Consider the following 20,832-nt stretch of genomic DNA (forward strand, 5'->3'; position numbering starts at 1 on the left):
GGCAGTATAAAGGCTACCTTTGCGGCCTAATTTTAAAAACTCCCAGAAAGAATGGAACAACACAAATGTGTAATCATCGGCAGTGGCCCTGCTGGATACACAGCCGCCATTTATGCAGCAAGAGCCAATTTAAAACCCATTATGTACACCGGTCTGGAGGTAGGAGGGCAACTCACTACCACCACTGAGGTTGAGAACTTCCCGGGATATCCAGATGGGGTAATGGGCCCGCAAATGATGGAAGACTTAAAACGCCAGGCAGAACGATTTAATACAGAAATTCGCTTTGGGATGGTAACGAAAGCGGAATTTTCAACAGAAAAAGGCGGCTGGCATACACTGACTATCGACGACGAAAAACAAATACAAGCCAAAACAGTGATCATAGCCACAGGAGCTTCAGCCAAGTATCTTGGCCTTGAGAGCGAAAAGCGGCTAATGGGTCACGGGGTATCTGCTTGTGCAGTTTGCGACGGCTTCTTCTACAAAGGTAAAGAAGTAGTACTTGTGGGCGGTGGTGATGCAGCTTGCGAAGAAGCGATTTATCTCTCAAAGCTTTGTCCGAAAGTTACTATGCTCGTTCGCGGTGATAAGATGCGCGCTTCTAAAATCATGCAAGAGCGTGTATTTAAAACCCCAAACATCGAAGTACTCTACAATACTGAAACCATAGACCTCATCGGTGAGCACGCTGTAGAGGGAGTAAAAGTGCTTTCCAAAAAAGAAAACCGAGAATATGTGATTCCGGCTTTTGGGTTCTTTGTAGCTATTGGGCACAAGCCGAATACTGACATTTTTAAAGGACAGATCGACATGGATGAAACCGGCTACATCAAAACAATTCCGGGAACAAGCAAAACAAATCTACCCGGTGTGTTTGCCGTGGGCGATGTTCAAGACAAAGTTTATCGACAGGCAGTGACAGCCGCCGGATCAGGTTGCATGGGTGCACTGGATGCTGAGCGCTATTTAGCCGAAATTGAGGAAGCATAATCTAATTAATCAATAAACAAATAAAAAAAGCCGGCCAATTGAACCGGCTTTTTCGTTTTAATTCATCAGATTAGAAGAATCGGTATCTCTGATCTACTATGTTAGCTGATTTCTTGAGCGATTCAAATATTTGAGAGCGTACAAAGGGCTTAACAGCATTTTCAAGGCCTTTTGTATAGTTGTCGTACTCTCCGGTATCGCTAACCGGTTCGATAGATTTTACATTCACTACGATGGCTGCTATTTCTCCTTCGTAAGGTTTTAGGTTCAAGCCAGGTTGTAGACCGCAGATGTAACCCACTGCTTTCGGATCATTGCCTATACCAGGTATGATGTTAGATGTAAAATTGATACGGGCATTGGTGATTCCTACTTTTAGCTTATCGGCTATTGTCTTGAGGTCTGTGGCACCTTTAGCCGCTTCCTCGAGTTCTTTAAGGGCCATTTTGGCCTTCTTCTCCTTCAATACTGCTTCTTTTACTTGGTCTTTTACCGACTCCAGTGAGCGGTATTTTCCGTTTTCTATCTGAGTAAGTTTTACTACCACATACGACTTGCCTTCAGAGGTATTGATGTCAACGTCGCCCACTTTTCGGTCTTCATTGAAGGCCCAACGCACAATGTCTCTGTTTCTGCCAAGACCAACGATAAATTCCTGCATTGGAGTGATATCGTTTACGGGTCGAATCACAGTACCTAATGCAGCGGCCTCTTGCTCAAATTTAAGGGGATCGCCCGCTACTGATGCCAAACGAGATGCTTTAGCATACACTTCTTCAATGGTCTTCTCACTGGGCTGCAGCTCGCGAACGATGGTAGCAAGCTGAAGAGCGCGTTCGGAGCCTTTTTGATCGAGAATTTCTATGATGTGAAATCCAAACTCAGAGAGCACTAAGCCAATTTCGCCCTTATTATTTGTAAAACAAAATTCTGAGAATGGTTTAACCATTTTGTCTGGACCAAACCAATTCAGATTTCCACCTTCTATGGCTGAACCCTTGTCATCGCTTAGTGTGCGCGCTAAGCTATCAAACTGATTGCGATTTTCTTTTAGATATGCTAAAAGGGTATCAGCCATTTGTTTGGCCTCCATGGGCTGACGAGATGATTGACTGCCTTGTGCTCCGGCAAAAGAAATCAGAATGTGGCGGGCATTTACTGAATCTGGTAAGAACTTTACCTTGCTCACTTTGGTGAGTCGGTACTCGTTGTTGACTAAATACGGACCATGAATGAATCCCGGATTTTTACCTTTAAAAATGGTGTCCTGGTCTTGTAACTTTGATTCGCGGATGAATTCTCTCTTAAAAGGCACATCACTTCGGGTAGACACATATGCTGAATCGTCTTCAGCCTCGAGAAAAGATTCAATCGGCTCTACAGTACCATCGGCATTTACTTTCTCAGAAGGTATGGTATAGCTGATCAATTCTTTGCGAACATTTTCCTCGTCTTCTGATGATGGAGTCACTGAAAAACTGGCGTACAGAATAGAGCGAATCGGCTCTTCAAGCTTATATTTTTTTTTGTTTTTGCGATACCAGGCATTGATGTCAGAATCATTTACCACCACAGCCGAGTCGGGAATGGATTCATAGGTTTTGGCTACAAGCTCCACGTTGAAGTATTGATTGTTGTTATAGAGCTCCATTTTTCCAAAAGCTTTAGGCACATAAATGGCGAGCTCTACAGCCTTAATGTACTTCTGCTGAGCTGTTTGTTCTCGAATGGCTTTTTCGAAATTAAGCCACTGGCGCCAGCGCTCGCGGCTTTCTTGATCGTTGTTTTGATTGTCTTGTAGCTGCTGAATGTAGTTTTGAAAAAGCGCATCGGAAAACATGCCGGTCATTTGGTCTTTAAAAACAGGAGCTTGCTGAATGTTTGGGTCGCTCTTCAAACGCTGATAGAGCTCTTCCGGGGTTACAACGATGCCGAGTTTTTGCATGTAGCTGCCCCAAACTTTTTCGCGGATGAGCTCATCCCAAATAACATCGGCGAAATCTTTGCGCGAGGCATTCTGAAGTGAATAGTCGCCACTTTGTTGTTTGTAGATTTCGATGCGTTCGTCCACAAGGCTGTTAAACGTCATGATGTCAATGGCCTCTCTGTTAATTTTTCCTACGTTTACAGCGTCGCCTCTCAGTAGTGAGTTGCCTGATGAAAGCAAATCTGTAAGGATAAATACCACTAAGGCCAGACCTACCATGATGATGAGCAAACCGGAGCGCTTACGGATTTTTTCTAATGTAGCCATGTATTTCCTTTTGTTGTAATAATTGAGGTTTAAAAAATCAGGCTGCGAATATACAATATGCCTAAAGCCAGGCAAAAGCTCTGTTATTTGATTGCCTCAAGTATTCGCACTTTTTGAATGCGGGTTTGTTCTATGAGTTCAATTTTTAACTTATATCCGTCAATTTCAATAAGTTCACCGGAACTTGGTATGCGCTCAAGGCGATGAAAGATGAGACCTGATAATGTGCTGTAGTTTTCGTCTTCGGGCAAGTGTATTTCATATAATTCATTCAGACGATTGATTTCTACTCTGCCGCTAGCTATTATGTCTCTTCCATCTTCCGTGATTTCCTGATTGTCATCTTCTGCTGTATCATGCTCGTCTTCAATATCGCCAAAGAGCTCTTCTACTACGTCTTCGATAGTGACAATTCCCGAAAGCGAACCGAACTCGTCGTACACAGCCAGTATGCTTCGGTTTTCTTTGGTCATAAGTCGCAAAACTTCACTAGCAGTCATACTCTCAGGCACAAAGCGTATCGGGCGCAGAATGGAAGTGATGTCTTTGGGTGAATTTATTAGGTCATAAACATGCACGTATCCTAAAAGATTGTCAATGGTGCCTCGATAGATTAGAATTTTGCTGAGATTTGATTCTTCAAAGAGCTTTTTTAATTCTAGAATGCCAGCGGTAATGGGTAATGCAATCAAGTCGGTACGTGGGATGATGAATTCACGTAGTCGCCGGGTTTCCATTTGAATGGCATTCTTGAAAATTTCAATCTCATTTTCTTCGCGGGCGGCTGTTGAACTGTTTTCGTACTTCTCTTTGAAGAAATGTGCTAAATCATGCCTTGTAAAAAGAATGTTTTCTTCATTTTCGATGTGGTGCTTTTTAAAGAGCAACCGCAGGATGCCGTTGCTAAACTTAACCAATACATATGTAAACGGCCATAACAATATGTAAAAGAGCCAGGCAAATACGGCAAATCGCTGCAACATGGTGTGCGGACGGCTCTGAAATACGCTCTTTGGGAGAAACTCTGCTAACACTAAAATGATAAAAGTAGAGACGATACTTTGTAATGCCAACAGAGTATAACCAGTAGGAATATCTGCAAACAGAGGACTTAATAAATCGGGTATGAAAATTCCATAAAGTACAAGCGCGATGTTATTACCAAGCAAAAGTGCAGCAAGCAACATCCCTTGCTTTCGGCTGAGAAAAGAAACGATCTTGAAAGCAAATGAACCTTTTTTCTGTTCGACTTCTACAAAAAATCGGTCAGCACTCAGAAAGGCAATTTCCAAACCTGAAAAAAGAGCTGATAGAAGTAGTGAAGCAAATACAAAGGTGTATGCACTCATTTCTGATGATGAGCGTTATTTTCTCGTCTAAGATAGTGTTTTCTTTGAGTTCGTCTCAGAATATACATAATGGTGGCACCAATACCCACTACGATGTAAATCGAAATGCTCGTTTCTGAATCTGTTACGATAGCACGCACTATTTCAAAGACACATATTGTAATAACTACCAGCCATGCGATTTCTACAATTTTTAGCGTGTCACTTATTTTCATCTTCTAAAAGAATTTCACCAGTGATTTTCTGTATTTTGTAAGAATTGAAATATTGGTCTGCCTCAAAACCCTCGCCTATTATTATTTCTCTGCCTGTTGTGACTGTAACTTTTTTGTCTGAAAAAATTTTTTCAGCAGCTTCATCCCAAATGAGATGGTCAGTTTCCAATTTTTCACCTTTTCTGCTAACAAATATAACGTTGTATAACGCCTCCCAGCGGTTTAAGGCCGGGTAGCGCACCGCATATCCTGCGGAAAGCTCACTTTCTACCTGTCCAAAATAGTCATAAAACCATACGTGAATGCCTTTTGAAAATTCGAGTTTCGGATTTTGAAGGTCGTTGTAGAAAGCTGCCATTGGTGCTTTCATTTCAAAGCGTTTGAAACCACTATCAGTGTAAACAAGATGTACATTTTCTCTTTGCTCTACAGGTAGTGAATCTACCTGATTGAGCTGACGCACGACCTCCGGATTGTTTCTACATCCGACAAATAAAAAAAGCACTACAACTAATGCTGCAGTGCCTATTTTCACAAACTTACAGGGCATTATTTGATGTCAAAATCCACTGTTACAGTTTCATTTATCCAGCAACCGATGGTGTATTTATCGCCTTGCTTCCAGTTGAATTGGAAAGAGATGCCCTTATCAGGTAATCTGCGGCTGTATTCTGAGATGAGTCTTCTGGCTTTGTTAGCTACGTTTGGATCGGCGTTTATGGCTGCGCGAAGTTTGTCGATAGCAGCCCAATAGACAGCTTTCTTTTCGAACACGTTGTTTCCGCAAACACCTTCAGCTGCGGCATACACCTGTGCCAGTAGAATGTATCCCTCGCCAGACTTAGAATTGATCTGAATGCTCTTCAAAGCTGCTGCTTTTGCAGCTTCGAGCTGCCCTTTTCTCAGCATAGCCTCACCAGCTCTGCGCCAGTCATCTGCACGCTTTATGGGGTCGGCCTCTAGCTCAGCTGCTTTCTTAAATGATTCTATAGCGAGATTGTAGTCTTTGTTATACAAGGCTATCTTTCCTAATGAACGAGAAGATGTAGCACTTGGCTCGAGCTTGTTGAGTTCGTTGGCAATTTTCAAGAAAATGGGTAATGTAATACAGCTCTCGCGTTCGCCCTCTTCGTTTTCGCGTTCTTTTTGCAGCAGTTTGGCAGCTCTCCTCAGCCAGTTGATATCGTTTTTGTTGGCATTAAAAGTTTCGTCGTTATACAGTACAGTCAGTCTGTCGCAAGTGGCAATTTTGGCTATTTGTAGCTCTATGTTCGTCTCTACTTTGGTGTAGTTTTCGAGTTCTTTTTCAAGTCTTTCTTTGGTTTTCAGATCCTTGTCAGTAGCTTGGTTAGCATCAATCTTTCGCTGAATTTCTTCTATCTGGCGATTGTAATTGTTGTTGTTGTTTTCAAGAGCCTCACTAATAAGATTAAATGTTTCAAAAACTCTGTCCAGACCAAATTTTTTACTGTCTTTTTGATACATGCGTATCACCATGATGAAATAGTTGTTAAAGAAAGCAGCACTGTGCTCAGAGGTCTCAAGCTCAAGTGCTTTTTGAAAGGTATTAAAGACCTTTTCCATCTCGGATTCTGGCTCATAGGTCATCATATCCATGGCCTTCAATCCTATCACATAGCCTTCTTTTTCAGGGAAATATTTGTTTCGGTCATCATAAATTCTGTAGAGCAATTGTGTAAGCTCCCTTCTCTTGGCCTGATCTTTTTCAGAATCAATTTTAGCTTTTACAATAGTGGGACCATATATATAGATGTTTTTGGTCATTTCTTTACAATTGTCGAAGGTGTATTTCCAACCCTCGAAAGCCTCAACATAATTGCGTGTTTTGTACAATTCATAAAATATAGAATAATTGTTTTTACAGTCTTCTGAAGCATTCTGAAACCCCCCCTGTGCAATAACCCACTGGGAAAATGCCAAAGCAAAAAACACGATAAGAGAGATGTTTTTTGTTTTCATCATTATCTGTATTTGTATTTGATAAACCATTTATCGTTTAATGTGACACCGAAGTGAAACCTGAGATAATCTTCTTGGATCAGATTACCTGTGGTTGTACCTCGGCGGCCTGCCACAATGCCGATGTTGATGTGATTGTACTTCACTTCGCCTGGCGCCAGGCCTCGGATTCGCAGTGGTAGGGCGAGGCCAAAAGTCATGCCAAGTTGAGAAATGTTTTGATTCTGAATGTTGATGATACCTGTCTCATAAAAGGCTCCGAGCCTGTATTCCAATCGGTTAAAGTAATTGGTGCTCCTTTCGAGATTGGGAAAGAAAAAGCGAGGAAGCAAGCTCACTCCAGCAGCAAAGCGCATATTGTTTTGCCAGGTGCTGCCTTCTATGGGCATGACTAGTTCACTTCCTTTGATGTAACGCATTTCAGCTCCTGCTGTAAGAACTGGTATAACGTGATTAGTGGAATACTGTTGATAGGTAATGGCTCCTCCCCACTGCAACGGGTAGGTTACTTTTGCTTCAGCCATTGATTGGCTAAAAGTGTCAACCGGATTGCCAAAATCTCCACCTGAGTGGCTATACTGTACGTCGGTATATTCAGCTCCCAACTGTATCGAAGGAGAAAATATACCAGCGATAACAAGTTCTTTGCGCTCTGCCAGTTTTAGCTGATAGGTTAGGCCAGCGTTATACACAAATCCATCAATACGTACAGTGCTTTTCTGGCGTGTATTCAGGGCATTGGTAAGATCTGGGATCACATAGTTCAATCGCTCTTTGTCGCCAAAGAGGTATTTAAAGGTCAAACCAAAAGACAAACCCTTTAAGGGCCTAGAACCCACAGCTAAGAAAGCCTGATTAAAACCACCAGATCCAGTGAATCGGTACAACACTTTTGGCAAAGGATCTTGATTTTCTTCTAAAGTGCGTATGTCGTATCCTATAAATGAATAGGGCATATATCCAAAAGAAATCGTTTGCCCCTTATATACGGGAATAGCAAACTTCAAGTGCGAAAAATTGGTCGAATAATTTCTCAGGCCTGACGGATTCTGCTGGTTTGAAATCTTGTATATCGAAGTGTTAAGACCAAAGTCGAAGGTGGTAAGATCTAATGCACTAAGTGTAGCAGGATTGTCGATGTTAAAAAACAAAGGGTTGTATTGTCCAATGGTCATGCCGCCCAAAGCAAAACTTCTACCATTCGTAACCCACTGCAGATCGCCCAAGCCGTACTGTGAATAGGCAGATACTGAATTTTTTTGACCAAGAACCGAAATTGCGTTTATTACTAAAAGGCCAACAAGGGCTGCGACTTTATGCATTGAGTTCGTAAAGAATGTTTAAACCTTCCAGACACATATTTGGACGCGCAAAGATGTCCGATTTTATCAATTTTTCCAAAGTAATAGCATCACCACCTGTTAAATAAATATTTAAATTTTCATGCATTTGAGATAAACGATTGATGTATTCATTTATTTCAAAGGCTGCACCTTGTACACTACCAGCCAAAAGGCACTCTTCGGTTGTTTTACCTACAAAGAGGGAATTTTCTTCATTCCAAACATCGTTGAATTTAAAAACATTTACTTCGGGCAAAGCCTGCGTGAAGTGATGCATTGCCCTAGCTCGCATTTTTACTCCGGGCGATATACTGCCACCTATGTAGGTAGTGCCTACTAATACATCGAAAGTGATGCACGTGCCGGCGCTTATGATCAAACTGGCAGATTCCTTACTTTGAGCTGCTGCCGCTACTAAACAAATTCTATCTGAACCAAGAGTGAAAGGCGTGCGATATCCTATGGTAAAGGGCAATCGGAGCTCAGAATGAACCTTCATAATGCGCCCTGAAACGTTAAGTTGCTCGATATGAGAATGAAAATCAGGAATCACAGAGCTATAGAAAATATCTTCTATACCATACTGATTTAAGATTCTTTGCCAACGCTCAAAGGGAAAATTTCCACCATCGGAAAAACTCTCGAACGTAAGTTGCTGAATATCATTATTACAATGAACTTCAACCTTCGTATAGGAATTGCCGATATCAGCAAGAAGGAATTTTTTTTTGGTCAAGTGAAAATTTTTTTTGCAAAATTAGATCATCGAAATACCTTTGCAGCCCGAAAAAATGGTGCGGTAGCTCAGTAGGTAGAGCAGAGGACTGAAAATCCTTGTGTCGGGGGTTCGATTCCCTCCCACACCACGTGTAAAGCCTGGTAACTTTGCCAGGCTTTCTTGTTTTTAAATCAAAGCTTTTCAACCAGGTCTTTGTATAACGCCCTCACAATGCCGTCAGCGAGACCGAGCTGCGGCACATAAATGCGATCAGCCCCTGCCCAGCGCATTACACTTAAATAAATCCGGCACGCATGAGTGATTACATCCGCGCGATCGGGATTTAAATCCAATTTTAAAATCAATTCCTCTTTTGTAAACTTTTGTAAATAGTCGAATGTGCTTTCCAAATATTCTCGCGTCAAAGGCACACCTTGGGCTTTACCACTCATTTTAAAAATTTTGTTGATGTTGCCTCCGCTACCAATCATCACCACATCTCCAATGCCTTGGGTATGCTCACGAAGCCAATGTTTTAAGACATTCCAATCATCTTCTTTTACCAGTCCGTTTAGCAAACGCACAGTACCTACGTTAAACGAACGAGAGGCAGTTACTATACCTCTCTGAATGAGTGTGAGTTCGGTACTACCACCCCCTACATCGATGTAGAGCACGTTGGGCTCCTGTTCGGTGAGTTTGGTAAGAAATTCGTTGTTTTTAATTAGTCGTGCTTCTTCTTCGCCAGAGATGATTTCTATCCGAATCCCGGTCTCTTTTTTCACTTTTTCGATCACCTCTTGTCCGTTGGCGGCATCGCGCATAGCTGCTGTAGCACATGCTCTATATGCCGATACTTCATTTACCTCCATCAGATATTTGAAGGCTAGCATGCCGGCAATGATCTTTTTTTCTGTTTTTTTTGAAATGGATTTTTTTACAAACGAGTCGCTGCCAAGCCTTATAGGTAGCCTGGTAAGGGAGCTTTTTTTGAAATAGGTTTCTTTTTGGGTTTTAATAATATTGGCAATGAGTAATCGGATGGAGTTAGAACCGATGTCAATAGCCGCCAGGTGCTTAATGATCATTAATGTAAAATTTTAATTCTTCAAAAATACTCCCATACGCACAAAGTGACTATGTACTAAACATCAGGAATGTAGCGCGATATCTTCTACCCTGAGCTGAATACGGCGCTCGTTCCGAAAATCATTAAACTCGACGCGATACATTACATCTACAGCTGATGCGCTTCGTATTTGTTCAAAATAATGCCCTTTCGAAAACCATACGGCTTCCTTAGTCGTATTAGTCATTTCTTCGTGCAGGTGCAAACGAATGTGGCTTTGATCGGCCCCCATCAGCCGGCTACTTTCCAATACTTTTAATTTTCTGGAGACAAACAAAGGCGTTGGATTACCATAGCCGGTGGGCTGTAAGTGCTTAGTGGAGAGGCGGGTAAATTTCTCGTCGATCTGTGCTAAGCGTATTACTGCTTCAGCTACCAGAGTCCGTTGGCGGTCATCTATGGTCGAAAGGCTTTTGACCTGATGGTTAAATTCAGAAAAGAATTCTTCAAATTTCTCTGGGAGTACCGTGACGCCAGCAGCCTGGCGATGGCCACCATACTGATAAATATGTTGTTCGCATCTCTCTAATACATTGTAAATATCTACTGTCGGGGTGCTACGTGCACTGCCCACAAGCTTGCCTTGACTTTCAGTAAATACAATGGCTGGTCTATAAAATTCCTCAACGAGACGTGCAGCCACAATTCCAAGTACACCTTTTAACCAATCTTTCCCATAAAGAGCTATGGCGTAATTATACCGCTCTGGATTGGATTTTACCATTGAAATGGCCTCATTGGCTGTAAGGTCTTGAATGGATTTTCGCTCTGCATTCAAGCTTTCAATTTGGTTGGCAATTTCTGTAGCTTTATTAAGGTCATCAGTGGTAAGCAATTCAAGGGCTACATTGGCATGATCTATTCTGCCGGCTGCATTGATGCGCGGCCCGATAATGAACCCAACGTGATACGATGTGATAGGTCCAGTGATTCCGGCTGATTTTATCAAGGCTGCCAGACCCAGAGTAGGTTTGCTGTTGAGCACTTGCAATCCCATCATCATCAGGATGCGGTTTTCATCAGTAAGCGGAACCATATCGGCCCCAATGCTTAAGGCCACTAAGTCAAGTAAGTCGTAGAGTTGACCTTTGTCAATGCAAAATCGATCAGCCAGTGCACAAGCTAACTTGAAAGCTACAGCACATGCAGAAAGCTCTTTGTATGGATATGGGCAGTCAGGTCTTTTAGCATCGACTACTGCCACTGCATCAGGAAAGGTATGCCCTGGTGTATGGTGATCGATGACAATCAAATGCATGCCCAGATGACGAATTTCCTTAGCCAGCTCTACGGATTTGATGCCACAGTCGAGGGTTACTATGGTGTGGACGCCCGATAACTTAGCGTATTGAACACCTCTAAGGGTAAGCCCATAGCCTTCGGTATAACGGTCTGGGATATACGTGATAAAGTTGGGATAAAACGAACGGAAAAAGCGGCTCATCAAAGCCACTGAGGTGGTGCCATCTACATCATAATCGCCGTAAAACATGATTTTTTCACCGCGTTGAACCGCGAGAGCCAGGTGCTCCACAGCTTCATCCATATCGCGAAAAAGCATCGGATCGTATAAATCATCATAGCTTGGTTTAAAGAATCGTCGCGCTTGTTCGAAGGTAGTGACGCCCCTGCTGAAGAGTAGAGCTGTGTATTCGGGTTCGAAGTTGAGGGCTCGACTGAGCTGGTGTATTTCTTCTGTAATTTCTTGATTTCGTATAACCCAAAGGGCGTTTTGAAGGCTCATAATGCTTGATACATTTTACCTGGCAATCCAATGATTGCACCTTTTATCTCTAATTCAGTAAGAATTGGAATAAGCTGCGAAATGGGTAAGTCGGCAGCATCGCGAAGTTGTTCAATATGAATTTTATCGGCCTTGCGCACGATGTCAAAAAGGCGTTGTTCGACTTCAGTAAGTTCTGGAAATAGGTTGGTTTGAACTACTCTGACTCTTTCCTGTTGACCATGTTCATCCCATTGCAGCTTTTGCAGAAGGTCATCTACTTTGGTATACATGTAAGCTTTTCCTGAGTTGATTAAAGCATTGGCTCCTTCTGAATAAGTATCTCCAATGCGACCGGGCACTGCAAACACATCGCGTTTAAAATTCCTCGCAAAATCTGCAGTGATCAATGCCCCACCCGTCTCAGCGGCTTCTACTACAATGATGACATCGCTCATTCCGGCTACAATGCGATTGCGCACCGGAAAATTCTCTTTGTCAGGTTTTACACCTCTGAAATACTCTGACACAATTCCGCCGTTTTCGGCCATTCGATTGGCCACTGCAGTATGCGAGGGCGGATAGATGCGATCTAATCCATGCGCTACCACAGCTACAGTGGGTATCTCAGCTTCGAGGGCTGCTTTGTGCGCAGCTATATCGATACCATAGGCTAAGCCGCTAACAATACAAACATTAAATGGCTTGAGATCTTCTACAATTTTTTTGGTCACATTCACACCGTAGGCAGTAGCCTTTCGGGTACCCACGATAGCCACCATTCGATGATTGTTTAAATGGATATTGCCTTTTACAAAAAGTATTGCAGGTGAAACAGATAAAGCCTTGAGCTTTTCTGGAAATTCACTGGAGTAAAATGGCAAAACGCGGATGCTGTTTTTTTGAAGAAATTCCCACTCTTTGTCGATTGTCTTTCTTTCAACCTGAATGAATTCTTTGATTCGGTTTGCTAGCGTTTCCCCGATTCCGGGTGTACGAGCCAAATTTTTTACAGAAGCTTTAAAAATTCCTACTGCTGTCTTGTGATACGAAATAAGTGTTTTCGAGAGTGTATTACCAATGCCCGGCACCAGCTGCAAGGCTAAAAAGTGGTAAAGTTCCTCTTCGCTTAGTGTCATACGTGGTTGCGATTGATCAGGGTAGAAGTTGCCTGAGTCGTAGGCGTAAGCACAATATCGTGAATGCACACATGCTGGGGCTGATGAATTACAAAGGCGATGCATTCGGCTATATCTTCGGCAGTAAGCGGTTGTATGCCGTGATACACAGCCTTGGCTCTATCCAAATTTCCTTCAAAGCGAACAATGGAAAACTCCGTCTCGGCTAAGCCTGGAGAAATCTGACTGACGCGTATGCCAAATTTGAACAGATCTTGTCGCATTCCTTTGGTAATGGCCTCAACAGCATGCTTCGTTGCACAGTACACATGGCCTCCGGGGTACACCTCTTTTCCGGCTAAGGAACCAATATTGACGATATGCCCTCTACCAGCCTCTACCATGTAGGCAGCAGCTGCCCTGCCCATGTACAACAGGCCTTTGATGTTTGTGTCGATCATCTGATTCCAGTGATCGGGATTTGCCTGATCAAATCGATCCAAGCCAAGGGCCAATCCGGCGTTGTTGACTAGTACGTCTGGGGCACCAAGCAGTTCAAAAGCCCTTTTCGTTTGCCTGTTTACCTCCTGAGCATCGCGCACATCGAGTACAAAAACTTCTGTTATTGATCCCAACGCTTTACATTGCCGGGCTATATATTCGAGTTTCTCATTTCTACGAGCAAAAAGGGCTAAAGTATGGCCTTCTTTTGCCATCCTAAGGGCAGTGGCAGCACCAAAACCTGCACTTGCGCCGGTAATCCAAATAATTTTTTTACTCATACGATTAAATCACTCCCAATTCTTCAAAATAGTGAATTACGGCCTCCTTCATAAGCCAGCTCTGTTCACCAGGCTTTAGGTATGGTAAGGACTGAATGAGCCTGTAGTGTGGCCAACCGTCGGCATCTATACCTTCAAACGCATAATAACCATAAGGCTCCAAGACTCTGCAAATGGCTATGTGCATTAGATTTATCTTTTCGTCTTTTTTAAACTTTTGGTATCCTTTGCCGAGCTCTTGTACCCCGATTAAAAAGAGAATACCGTCTAAATCAATATCTTCACCCTGACTAAAGGTATGGCTGAGTTCCTTGACCAGTCGGTTCCATTTTTCGCGCATTACATCACGGTCTGTCATATTTGTACAAAAATACTTACGTGCATCCTTTAATTCCACAAAACTATGTGTCTAAAATGCTTTTTGAATGGTTAATACCATTGATTGGGTATAGGCCCGAATGGCAGGTAGAAGGGAAGCTATTATTCCTGTTATCAGGGCCAAAAGCATCAAAAAAGCATCATCAGCCGATAAACCATATTCAAAACTGTACCGGAAGGCATTGACAGCATAATCGCTTAGCAACTTTTGACCTATTTTGGCTAAAGCAACTCCTAAAAATCCACCCACAAGGGAGATAATTAGTCCTTCACTCAATATCAAACCGAAAATTCCAATGGGTCGATAACCTAAAACTCTTAAAAGCGACAACTCATGTACTCGACTGCTAAGTGACTGAAATAGAGAAAATACTAAACTGACTACAGAGAGAGCAATCAGCACCAAAGCAATCCAATTAACAATTTCAACTCCAATACCTATTAGATTGAATACTCTGTTGATTTCAATAGCCGGCAGAGCTGCCTGCATGCTGCTGTTTTGATTGATAAGCCTGGGCAAAGAAAAGTTTGCCATTGGTCCAGTGAATTTTATGAGAGCCAAAGTGATTTCTTTAAGCTCATCTTCTTCTGCATGGTCGTTTGAATGCTCCTGATGTACCTCCCACACACTTTCAAGGGAAGTAAAAATCAACTGATCAGCTACTGTACCAGTATTTTTAAATATTCCGACAATTTTGTAAGGATGATGATGGGCATCGTCGCTGCCAGCAGCTAACCCATGTGTGCCCTCGATTTTTTGATTTAAAGAAAGATTTAACTCCTTTGCCAGGCGTTCACTGATGATGGCTTGCAAAGGCTTTTTAAAGGGTTTTCCCTGAAGAATTTTTAAATCGTAATGAGCATAAATGGTGCTGTCGGTGCCTACAATTCGGTAGCCCTGATAATTGTCGCCAAGACTTATAGGAATGAGTTCTTTGACCCATTGATTTTTACGAAGTTCTTGAACTTCATGGAGGGGAATATTGCCTGTAGGCGCATCGATGTGGTATATACCACATAAGACCAATTGTAGTGGGCTGCCTTTTGCTCCTACGATCATATCTACGCCCCGCAAATTGCCTTGGAACTGGGCTTCAACATTCGAGGCGAAAAAATGCATTAATCCGATCATTCCAATTCCAAACGCCATGAGAAGCACGGAGATAAAGCTGCGAGTCGGCGAATCGAGTATGTTAAACAGTGCAAGCTTTAAATTTTTCATATTAATTCAATTCTTCTTATTGCGAAATGTGATATACAGCGTCATCGCTATTTACAATTCTTCGATCGTGTGTTACAACAATGAGTGAAGCATTCTGTTGGCGAGCTGTACTTTTTAATAAATCAATTACTTCAAGGGCGTTGTGGTCGTCGAGTGCTGAGGTTGGCTCATCTGCTAATACGAGTTTTGGCCTGTTTACCAAAGCGCGGGCTATTGAGGCTCTTTGCTGCTCTCCTTGACTGAGCTGATGAGGTTTTTTGTGCTTATTTTCTAAAATTCCAAGCTTTTTGAGCAAAAATTCAGCATGTGCAGCATCAAAAGAAACTCCAGCTGCATAGGCTGCCCATTTTAAATTTTCCAAAATGCTCACTGACCTCAAAAACACATTTTTTTGAAAAACAATACCAATATGTCTGCCTCTGAATACATCGCGCTTAGAGGGTGATAACTGCTGGAGTAAAGTGCCATTAATTGCAATTTCACCACTTACAGGTGTTAAAAATCCTGCCAATAAATTTAGCAGGGTAGACTTACCTGAACCTGACCTGCCCAATACAAATAAAACATCTCCTTGATTGAGCGTAATATCGCTGTAAGAAAAGACAACATCTTTTTGATACGAAAATTTGAGTGAACGCGTCTCTACTACTAAAGTCATTTCACGTACTTTTCGAACAGCCGAATTTAAGGCTGACCGACGATAAACTTCAAAGCGTGCGTCTCTCCGGGTGAAGAAGAAAGATACAAGATATACATTCCGGGAGCCAACGTCGATGTATTGAGCTGATATTGACTGTTTATCCAAGTTGATTCTCCCCGAAGTACATTTCTGCCATCTACAGTATAGATGGCATATTTTAGTTTACCTTCTTGCGAGGTCTTATTTCGAATGATTAAAAAATCTGATGCCGGATTGGGAAAGAGCGCGTAAGTAGATGATGTGGCTACCTCGTTTTCATTGGGCAATCCGATGTTTGAAGGAGCTTTTCCTTTAAAGAAATGCATGCCTCCTGAAGCATTGCCAAGAATCATTTCAGGCCAGCCATCGTTGTCAAAATCGTATAAAGCAGCAGCATTTAATTGACCCTCCACAATTTTCTGCCCATAGTCGTATAGTGATGGTAAAAGTGTAAAGCGCATATCAGGCCTAATGTTGGAGGCTGCCTGATAAGGCATCTCGCATCCATTGGCGAAAATGGTATTGAAGCCCTGAATGTTGCCATATGCATTGGCCTGATAGCCAGCATCGTGACCTGTAAGCACAATGTCTTGATTGGGAATATTTTGCGAAAAACAGATCTCGATCACCAGATTTGATGTTCCATCCCATAAGAAGGAGTTGGTAAGCTGTATGTTATTCCAACCTTGAGAAAGAATGAGCATTTGGTTAAACACTTCTCTAAACCCTAATGTATCGAACTGATTTAGAGCATTAAGAGAAGTGTTTTTCATTCGAATGCTGATACCTTGGCTTATGTAAAAATTTCCTGAAGACGTTACATTAAAACCAATATGAGTGATTCGGCCTGCCACCAGACCATTAGCCTTCAGGTCTGATGCTCGGTAGAGAATTTGGTTCCTGCCAGTTCGACGGCTTGTACCAAATGGAGTTACATCTGCATTTGACAGTGTGTGTGTGGATGTTCCTATGGTTTGAGTGATTTGTTCGGGTTTTTGAGAGATGAGACTTAGGCTGTCATACATGTAAATGCCTTGACTTAAGCTACCCACGGCCAGGAGTTTCTTACCCTGATGTACGAAGTGCCGTGGCATAGCATATCCTTGAAAGTCAAACTGTCCTCGCGTATCAACCCCCCCAAATCGAGCATTAACCAAAGTAAACAGAGGAGCAGTAGCTGTGCCTGTATTGCGGTAGTAAAGGAGATAACCCGTACGATTTCCAACCAGCAAATCAAGCAATCCATCGCCGTCTACATCCACTAATTCGGGAGCTGCCCACTGCCCTGCTTGTATGCCGGCATAATTATTTACAGGAGCAGCCCATTGAGGATTGGTGGCAGATCCGGTGTTTTGGAAATAAGAAAGTGTTCCATTGGCTAATCCGACGATTAAATCCAAATCGCCATCTCCATCCAAATCGCCTAGCGCAGGATACACATTTGCTGAATTAAGCTGCCAAGTATTCGCCAGATTCGTATCGCTTAGCACATAAGCAGGCATGCTACCGCTGCTTATATTTTTGAAAAAATACAATCTGCCCCTGTATACCGAGCTATCTACCTCATGCCCATGATGACCAACGATTAAATCTGGTTTACCGTCACCATCCAAATCTTTAATAAGTGGGTATGCGCAATATTCGAGATTGATTGTTTGATCTTGTAAAAAAGATTTTGTTTGAAGCTGAAACTGGGCGCCGGGTCCGGTGGCCACATTTTTTAGATACCACACACTGTTTTTCATCTTCCCGTTGAATTGTCGTGGACTGACAATTAAATCGCGTTTTCCGTCTTTGTCGATGTCTATGAAGACAGGTGAAGGACTGTACGGCAGCACAATAGGTGAATTTGATGGAAAAGCGGTATCTTGTGATGTCATCCACGCGTCCACATTATTAGCACCGGTATTAAAAACCGCCGTGAGCGTGGGATAGTCTTCTTCGCTCATAAGCATATCGAGTCGGCCATTGCCTGAGAGGTCAAATACTGCTGCGTTTACTGCACCGAGATGCTGTACCTTTTCCGGGATAATTACATTGTCGTAAAGTGAGTTGATACTGCATGTCATTAGCTTCAGAGCCAGAAACAAATCGCTTTTCACAAAACCTCCCCAGCACAATTTCACTTGCTGAAAATGTGTGGTACAGGGCTGAACGGCTGTATGCAGTTCAAAACGATCCTCAAAAACGCTTTGATTGATGATGTCTAAGCGATTGTCCCCATCAATGTCGGCTATTACAGGTATAGACAGTGGGTTATTAAAAATTGTAGAACTTATGGTGCCAAACTGGGAAAAGAGGAAGTCTCCGTTGGGATTTTTTGTGAACTGTAAATTGCCATTTGAGCTGGTATTCAGATAGAGTAGAATACCGGCAAACATGTTTCCCGTAAATAGATCTTTTTTTCCATCGCAATTGATGTCAGCAGTTATGATAAAACCACGCAATTCAGGAATCTTTTTGCTGATTTCGTAATTGTACTCAAAGGTATAATTGCCGGCCATCCCCTTTCTAAGGAAAACCATTGGCCTATTGCCCATTCGATCAAGCGCTAAAAGATCTTCCATTCCATCGAAGTCGAGGTCAATTTCGGCAAAGTGCATATGGCTCATACCTCCAATCCATGGTTGAGTCAAAACATTACCAGAAATCTGTACCGGAATGTTCTTATAGAATTCAAAATCGACTTGACCCAATGAAATATTTATAGCAGTTAGGAAAAGCAAAATGCCTGATCGACCACGCATCGTTATAAAATCTTAAAAGTGCATGAATATACGAATTAATGAGAAGTGTAATCTGTGACCTGTAACCACCGATTATAGAAATCCGATAATCTTGGCTCAAAGATCTATAGGTTCCTGAAATCTTATATTTATAGCATTTTGCTTCACATTTCTCATAATTTCTAAAGGAGCTTTTTGTAAAATTAACCTATTGTAGTAGCAATATTTTCTAAAAATTTATAATCTCAAATTATCATTTTTTACTTAAAAATTTATTTTTATCTGTTTTTTGAATGACTCATTAAGATATAGCCTCCGAATAAGAGCATTTTATGCACAAAGTTTTAAAAAAATTTTAAGAAAATCAAAACGCTTTACTTTTGGAAAAGTAAAAACGCAAAAAACCATGAAAGACACCTCTTTAAACATATTTGATCTTCCTCTGGAAGAATGCAGCAGAAAGCCACTGACCGGCTTTTTTAGAAACGGATGCTGCGACACTGGTCCCGAAGATGTAGGTTGCCACACAGTATGTGCGGTGATGACTGAGGAGTTTTTACTATTTTCCAGAAGAATGGGCAATGATTTAATCACACCTCGTCCGGAGTACGATTTTCCGGGACTAAAAGCCGGCGACAGGTGGTGCCTTTGTGCCTTGCGCTGGAAGGAAGCCTATGACGCAGGATGCGCACCTTATATTATACCCGAAGCCACCCACAAAGCAGCACTGCGCTACATCGACATCGACATTTTAATCCAATTCGCTTTGAAAAACAATACTTTAGATACAAATGGCTAAAAGTGTAGAGAATACACTTGCGATGTAAAAACTTTTTTACTTTAGGCCCCTGAAAAAAATGTTAAAGCTCTGTTTATGGCTCGTAAAGAGAAACCTCTTCTTTCTTTTTGGCAAATCTGGAATTTGAGTTTTGGCTTTTTAGGCGTTCAGATAGGTTATTCCCTTCAAAACGCTAACACGAGTCGAATTTTATCAGCCGTGGGGGCCGATGTGCATCACTTGAGCTTGTTTTGGCTGGCGGCTCCCGTTGCCGGACTAATCGTACAGCCCATCGTAGGGCTTTCGAGCGATAAAACTTGGACGCGCTTTGGCCGCCGTATTCCTTTTATTCTGGGCGGAGCCATCGTATCGGCCATTGCCATGTTTTTTATGCCAAACAGTGAATACTACGCCCACCTGATGCCTCCTGTGATTTTTGGAGCCTTTATGCTGCTGCTCATGGATACTTCATTTAACGTAACCATGCAGCCTTTCAGAGCCTTAGTGAGTGACATGGTGCCCGATCGGCAGCGCAACCTGGGCTACAGCATTCAGAGTTTTCTGATCAATCTCGGTGCGGTGTTAGGTAGTGTATTGCCGGCTATTCTCACATTTATTGGCATAAGCAATACGCCAGGTGAGGGCGAAAAAGTAGCCGCTACCGTTATCTGGTCGTTTTACATCGGAGGAGCCACTCTTTTTCTCACAGTGATTTGGACTGCAATCAACACCCGTGAATACCCACCAAAAGAATATGCAGAGTACAACGATATCGAAGACGATAAACCGCGCAGAAACTTTCTCAAACTTTTGACCGATGTGCCAAAAATAATGTATCAACTGGCAGTTACCCAATTTTTGAGCTGGTTTTCGCTCTTTCTCATGTGGGTATACACTACCCAAGCCTTAGCTGAAAACATTTGGAATACGACGGATGCACAATCAAAAGAATTTAATGACGCAGGCAACTGGACAGGAATTCTCTTCGCAGCCTACAGCGTATTTGCTGCCCTGTATAGTCTTCTTATGCCTAAGCTCGCTGATAAATACGGAAGAAAGACCGTTTATGCTCTTTCGCTGATTGCGGGTGGCATCGGCTTAATTAGCATCTTACTGATTAAAAATCAATATTTATTGCTGGTGCCTATGATAGGCATAGGTGTAGCATGGGCTGCCATTCTAGCTATGCCATATGCGCTGCTTTCATCCAGATTGCCCGCTCAAGACACTGGTGTATATATGGGTCTATTTAATGCGACCATCACCATACCGCAGATTGTAGCCGGTCTTACAGGCGGATTATTGCTTAGCCTGGCTGGCGGTGAGGCTGTGTGGATGCTGGTGTTTTCTGGAATGTCGATGACGTTGGCAGGTATCGTAGCACCTTTTGTGATTAAAGACGTATAAAATATCTTAATCCTTATCTTAAAATAAAAATTTGTGAC

The 20,832-nt window shown here is 42.4% G+C and carries 17 protein-coding genes and 1 tRNA gene; 4 read left to right on the top strand and 14 right to left on the bottom strand.

The features are described from left to right. Positions 1-51: 51 nt before the first annotated feature. Complete coding sequence (trxB, locus tag ACK4EX_RS06055) at positions 52-993, top strand: thioredoxin-disulfide reductase (RefSeq protein WP_409770785.1); 942 nt, start codon at positions 52-54, stop codon at positions 991-993. A gap of 70 nt (positions 994-1,063) precedes the next feature. On the opposite strand, the gene ACK4EX_RS06060 is transcribed toward trxB, so the two are convergent. The 6 genes from ACK4EX_RS06060 to ACK4EX_RS06085 form a co-directional block, all read right to left on the bottom strand. Continuing rightward, positions 1,064-3,247: a peptidylprolyl isomerase gene (locus tag ACK4EX_RS06060; protein ID WP_409770787.1), complete on the bottom strand. Its 2,184-nt coding sequence runs from the start codon at positions 3,245-3,247 to the stop codon at positions 1,064-1,066. An 83-nt stretch (positions 3,248-3,330) separates the two neighbouring features. After that, positions 3,331-4,596, bottom strand: coding sequence for a hemolysin family protein (locus tag ACK4EX_RS06065; protein WP_409770789.1), 1,266 nt, complete (start codon positions 4,594-4,596; stop codon positions 3,331-3,333). 201 nt (positions 4,597-4,797) lie between these two features. After that, the gene (gene lptC / locus ACK4EX_RS06070) at positions 4,798-5,361 is read right to left on the bottom strand and encodes an LPS export ABC transporter periplasmic protein LptC (protein WP_409770791.1); all 564 of its coding nucleotides are present in this window, start codon (positions 5,359-5,361) and stop codon (positions 4,798-4,800) included. Next, positions 5,361-6,794 carry a tetratricopeptide repeat protein gene (locus ACK4EX_RS06075; protein WP_409770793.1) on the bottom strand — a complete coding sequence of 478 codons (1,434 nt, stop codon included), beginning with the start codon at positions 6,792-6,794 and terminating at the stop codon, positions 5,361-5,363. The genes lptC and ACK4EX_RS06075 overlap by 1 nt, the downstream gene beginning before the upstream one ends. Then, complete coding sequence (locus ACK4EX_RS06080; RefSeq protein ID WP_409770794.1) at positions 6,794-8,113, bottom strand: hypothetical protein; 1,320 nt, start codon at positions 8,111-8,113, stop codon at positions 6,794-6,796. Before ACK4EX_RS06080 ends, ACK4EX_RS06075 begins: the two co-directional genes overlap by 1 nt. After that, a complete protein-coding gene (locus tag ACK4EX_RS06085) occupies positions 8,106-8,870 on the bottom strand; it encodes a type III pantothenate kinase (RefSeq protein ID WP_409770797.1) in 765 nt (254 codons plus the stop codon). The genes ACK4EX_RS06080 and ACK4EX_RS06085 overlap by 8 nt, the downstream gene beginning before the upstream one ends. A 57-nt stretch (positions 8,871-8,927) precedes the next feature. Between ACK4EX_RS06085 and ACK4EX_RS06090 the strand changes: the two genes are divergently transcribed. Further along, positions 8,928-9,000: transfer RNA gene (locus tag ACK4EX_RS06090), tRNA-Phe, on the top strand. 43 nt (positions 9,001-9,043) lie between these two features. Here the strand turns inward: ACK4EX_RS06090 and ACK4EX_RS06095 are convergent. From ACK4EX_RS06095 to ACK4EX_RS06130, 8 genes are all read right to left on the bottom strand, one after another. Beyond that, positions 9,044-9,940 carry an exopolyphosphatase gene (locus ACK4EX_RS06095; protein ID WP_409770800.1) on the bottom strand — a complete coding sequence of 299 codons (897 nt, stop codon included), beginning with the start codon at positions 9,938-9,940 and terminating at the stop codon, positions 9,044-9,046. A gap of 63 nt (positions 9,941-10,003) precedes the next feature. After that, on the bottom strand, positions 10,004-11,725 hold the full coding sequence (gene recJ / locus ACK4EX_RS06100) for a single-stranded-DNA-specific exonuclease RecJ (protein ID WP_409770803.1): 1,722 nt from the start codon (positions 11,723-11,725) through the stop codon (positions 10,004-10,006). After that, entirely contained in the window at positions 11,722-12,843 is a 1,122-nt protein-coding gene (gene dprA / locus ACK4EX_RS06105; RefSeq protein ID WP_409770805.1) for a DNA-processing protein DprA, read from the bottom strand. The genes recJ and dprA overlap by 4 nt, the downstream gene beginning before the upstream one ends. Further along, a complete protein-coding gene (locus tag ACK4EX_RS06110) occupies positions 12,840-13,604 on the bottom strand; it encodes an SDR family NAD(P)-dependent oxidoreductase (protein ID WP_409770808.1) in 765 nt (254 codons plus the stop codon). Before ACK4EX_RS06110 ends, dprA begins: the two co-directional genes overlap by 4 nt. A gap of 4 nt (positions 13,605-13,608) precedes the next feature. Then, the gene (locus tag ACK4EX_RS06115) at positions 13,609-13,962 is read right to left on the bottom strand and encodes a hypothetical protein (protein ID WP_409770810.1); all 354 of its coding nucleotides are present in this window, start codon (positions 13,960-13,962) and stop codon (positions 13,609-13,611) included. 51 nt (positions 13,963-14,013) lie between these two features. Next, a complete protein-coding gene (locus ACK4EX_RS06120) occupies positions 14,014-15,204 on the bottom strand; it encodes an ABC transporter permease (protein ID WP_409770813.1) in 1,191 nt (396 codons plus the stop codon). A gap of 16 nt (positions 15,205-15,220) precedes the next feature. Beyond that, positions 15,221-15,862: an ABC transporter ATP-binding protein gene (locus tag ACK4EX_RS06125; protein WP_409770815.1), complete on the bottom strand. Its 642-nt coding sequence runs from the start codon at positions 15,860-15,862 to the stop codon at positions 15,221-15,223. A 26-nt stretch (positions 15,863-15,888) separates the two neighbouring features. Further along, on the bottom strand, positions 15,889-18,630 hold the full coding sequence (locus ACK4EX_RS06130; RefSeq protein WP_409770817.1) for a T9SS type A sorting domain-containing protein: 2,742 nt from the start codon (positions 18,628-18,630) through the stop codon (positions 15,889-15,891). Positions 18,631-19,015: 385 nt separating this feature from the next. Between ACK4EX_RS06130 and ACK4EX_RS06135 the strand changes: the two genes are divergently transcribed. After that, positions 19,016-19,408: a DUF2237 family protein gene (locus tag ACK4EX_RS06135; protein WP_409770818.1), complete on the top strand. Its 393-nt coding sequence runs from the start codon at positions 19,016-19,018 to the stop codon at positions 19,406-19,408. Between the two features lie 75 nt (positions 19,409-19,483). Beyond that, positions 19,484-20,794: an MFS transporter gene (locus ACK4EX_RS06140; RefSeq protein WP_409770820.1), complete on the top strand. Its 1,311-nt coding sequence runs from the start codon at positions 19,484-19,486 to the stop codon at positions 20,792-20,794. Positions 20,795-20,832 lie beyond the last annotated feature (38 nt).

The sequence above is a fragment of the Thermaurantimonas sp. genome, assembly GCF_046299575.1.
Lineage (GTDB): Bacteria > Bacteroidota > Bacteroidia > Flavobacteriales > Schleiferiaceae > Thermaurantimonas.

Bases quoted from the DNA above. Each gene is read 5' to 3' on its own strand.
- trxB (WP_409770785.1), top strand. From the start codon at position 52: ATGGAACAACACAAATGTGTAATCATCGGCAGTGGCCCTGCTGGATAC.
- ACK4EX_RS06060 (WP_409770787.1), bottom strand. From the start codon at position 3,247: ATGGCTACATTAGAAAAAATCCGTAAGCGCTCCGGTTTGCTCATCATC.
- ACK4EX_RS06065 (WP_409770789.1), bottom strand. From the start codon at position 4,596: ATGAGTGCATACACCTTTGTATTTGCTTCACTACTTCTATCAGCTCTT.
- lptC (WP_409770791.1), bottom strand. From the start codon at position 5,361: ATGCCCTGTAAGTTTGTGAAAATAGGCACTGCAGCATTAGTTGTAGTG.
- ACK4EX_RS06075 (WP_409770793.1), bottom strand. From the start codon at position 6,794: ATGATGAAAACAAAAAACATCTCTCTTATCGTGTTTTTTGCTTTGGCA.
- ACK4EX_RS06080 (WP_409770794.1), bottom strand. From the start codon at position 8,113: ATGCATAAAGTCGCAGCCCTTGTTGGCCTTTTAGTAATAAACGCAATT.
- ACK4EX_RS06095 (WP_409770800.1), bottom strand. From the start codon at position 9,940: ATGATCATTAAGCACCTGGCGGCTATTGACATCGGTTCTAACTCCATC.
- recJ (WP_409770803.1), bottom strand. From the start codon at position 11,725: ATGAGCCTTCAAAACGCCCTTTGGGTTATACGAAATCAAGAAATTACA.
- dprA (WP_409770805.1), bottom strand. From the start codon at position 12,843: ATGACACTAAGCGAAGAGGAACTTTACCACTTTTTAGCCTTGCAGCTG.
- ACK4EX_RS06110 (WP_409770808.1), bottom strand. From the start codon at position 13,604: ATGAGTAAAAAAATTATTTGGATTACCGGCGCAAGTGCAGGTTTTGGT.
- ACK4EX_RS06115 (WP_409770810.1), bottom strand. From the start codon at position 13,962: ATGACAGACCGTGATGTAATGCGCGAAAAATGGAACCGACTGGTCAAG.
- ACK4EX_RS06120 (WP_409770813.1), bottom strand. From the start codon at position 15,204: ATGAAAAATTTAAAGCTTGCACTGTTTAACATACTCGATTCGCCGACT.
- ACK4EX_RS06125 (WP_409770815.1), bottom strand. From the start codon at position 15,862: ATGACTTTAGTAGTAGAGACGCGTTCACTCAAATTTTCGTATCAAAAA.
- ACK4EX_RS06130 (WP_409770817.1), bottom strand. From the start codon at position 18,630: ATGCGTGGTCGATCAGGCATTTTGCTTTTCCTAACTGCTATAAATATT.
- ACK4EX_RS06135 (WP_409770818.1), top strand. From the start codon at position 19,016: ATGAAAGACACCTCTTTAAACATATTTGATCTTCCTCTGGAAGAATGC.
- ACK4EX_RS06140 (WP_409770820.1), top strand. From the start codon at position 19,484: ATGGCTCGTAAAGAGAAACCTCTTCTTTCTTTTTGGCAAATCTGGAAT.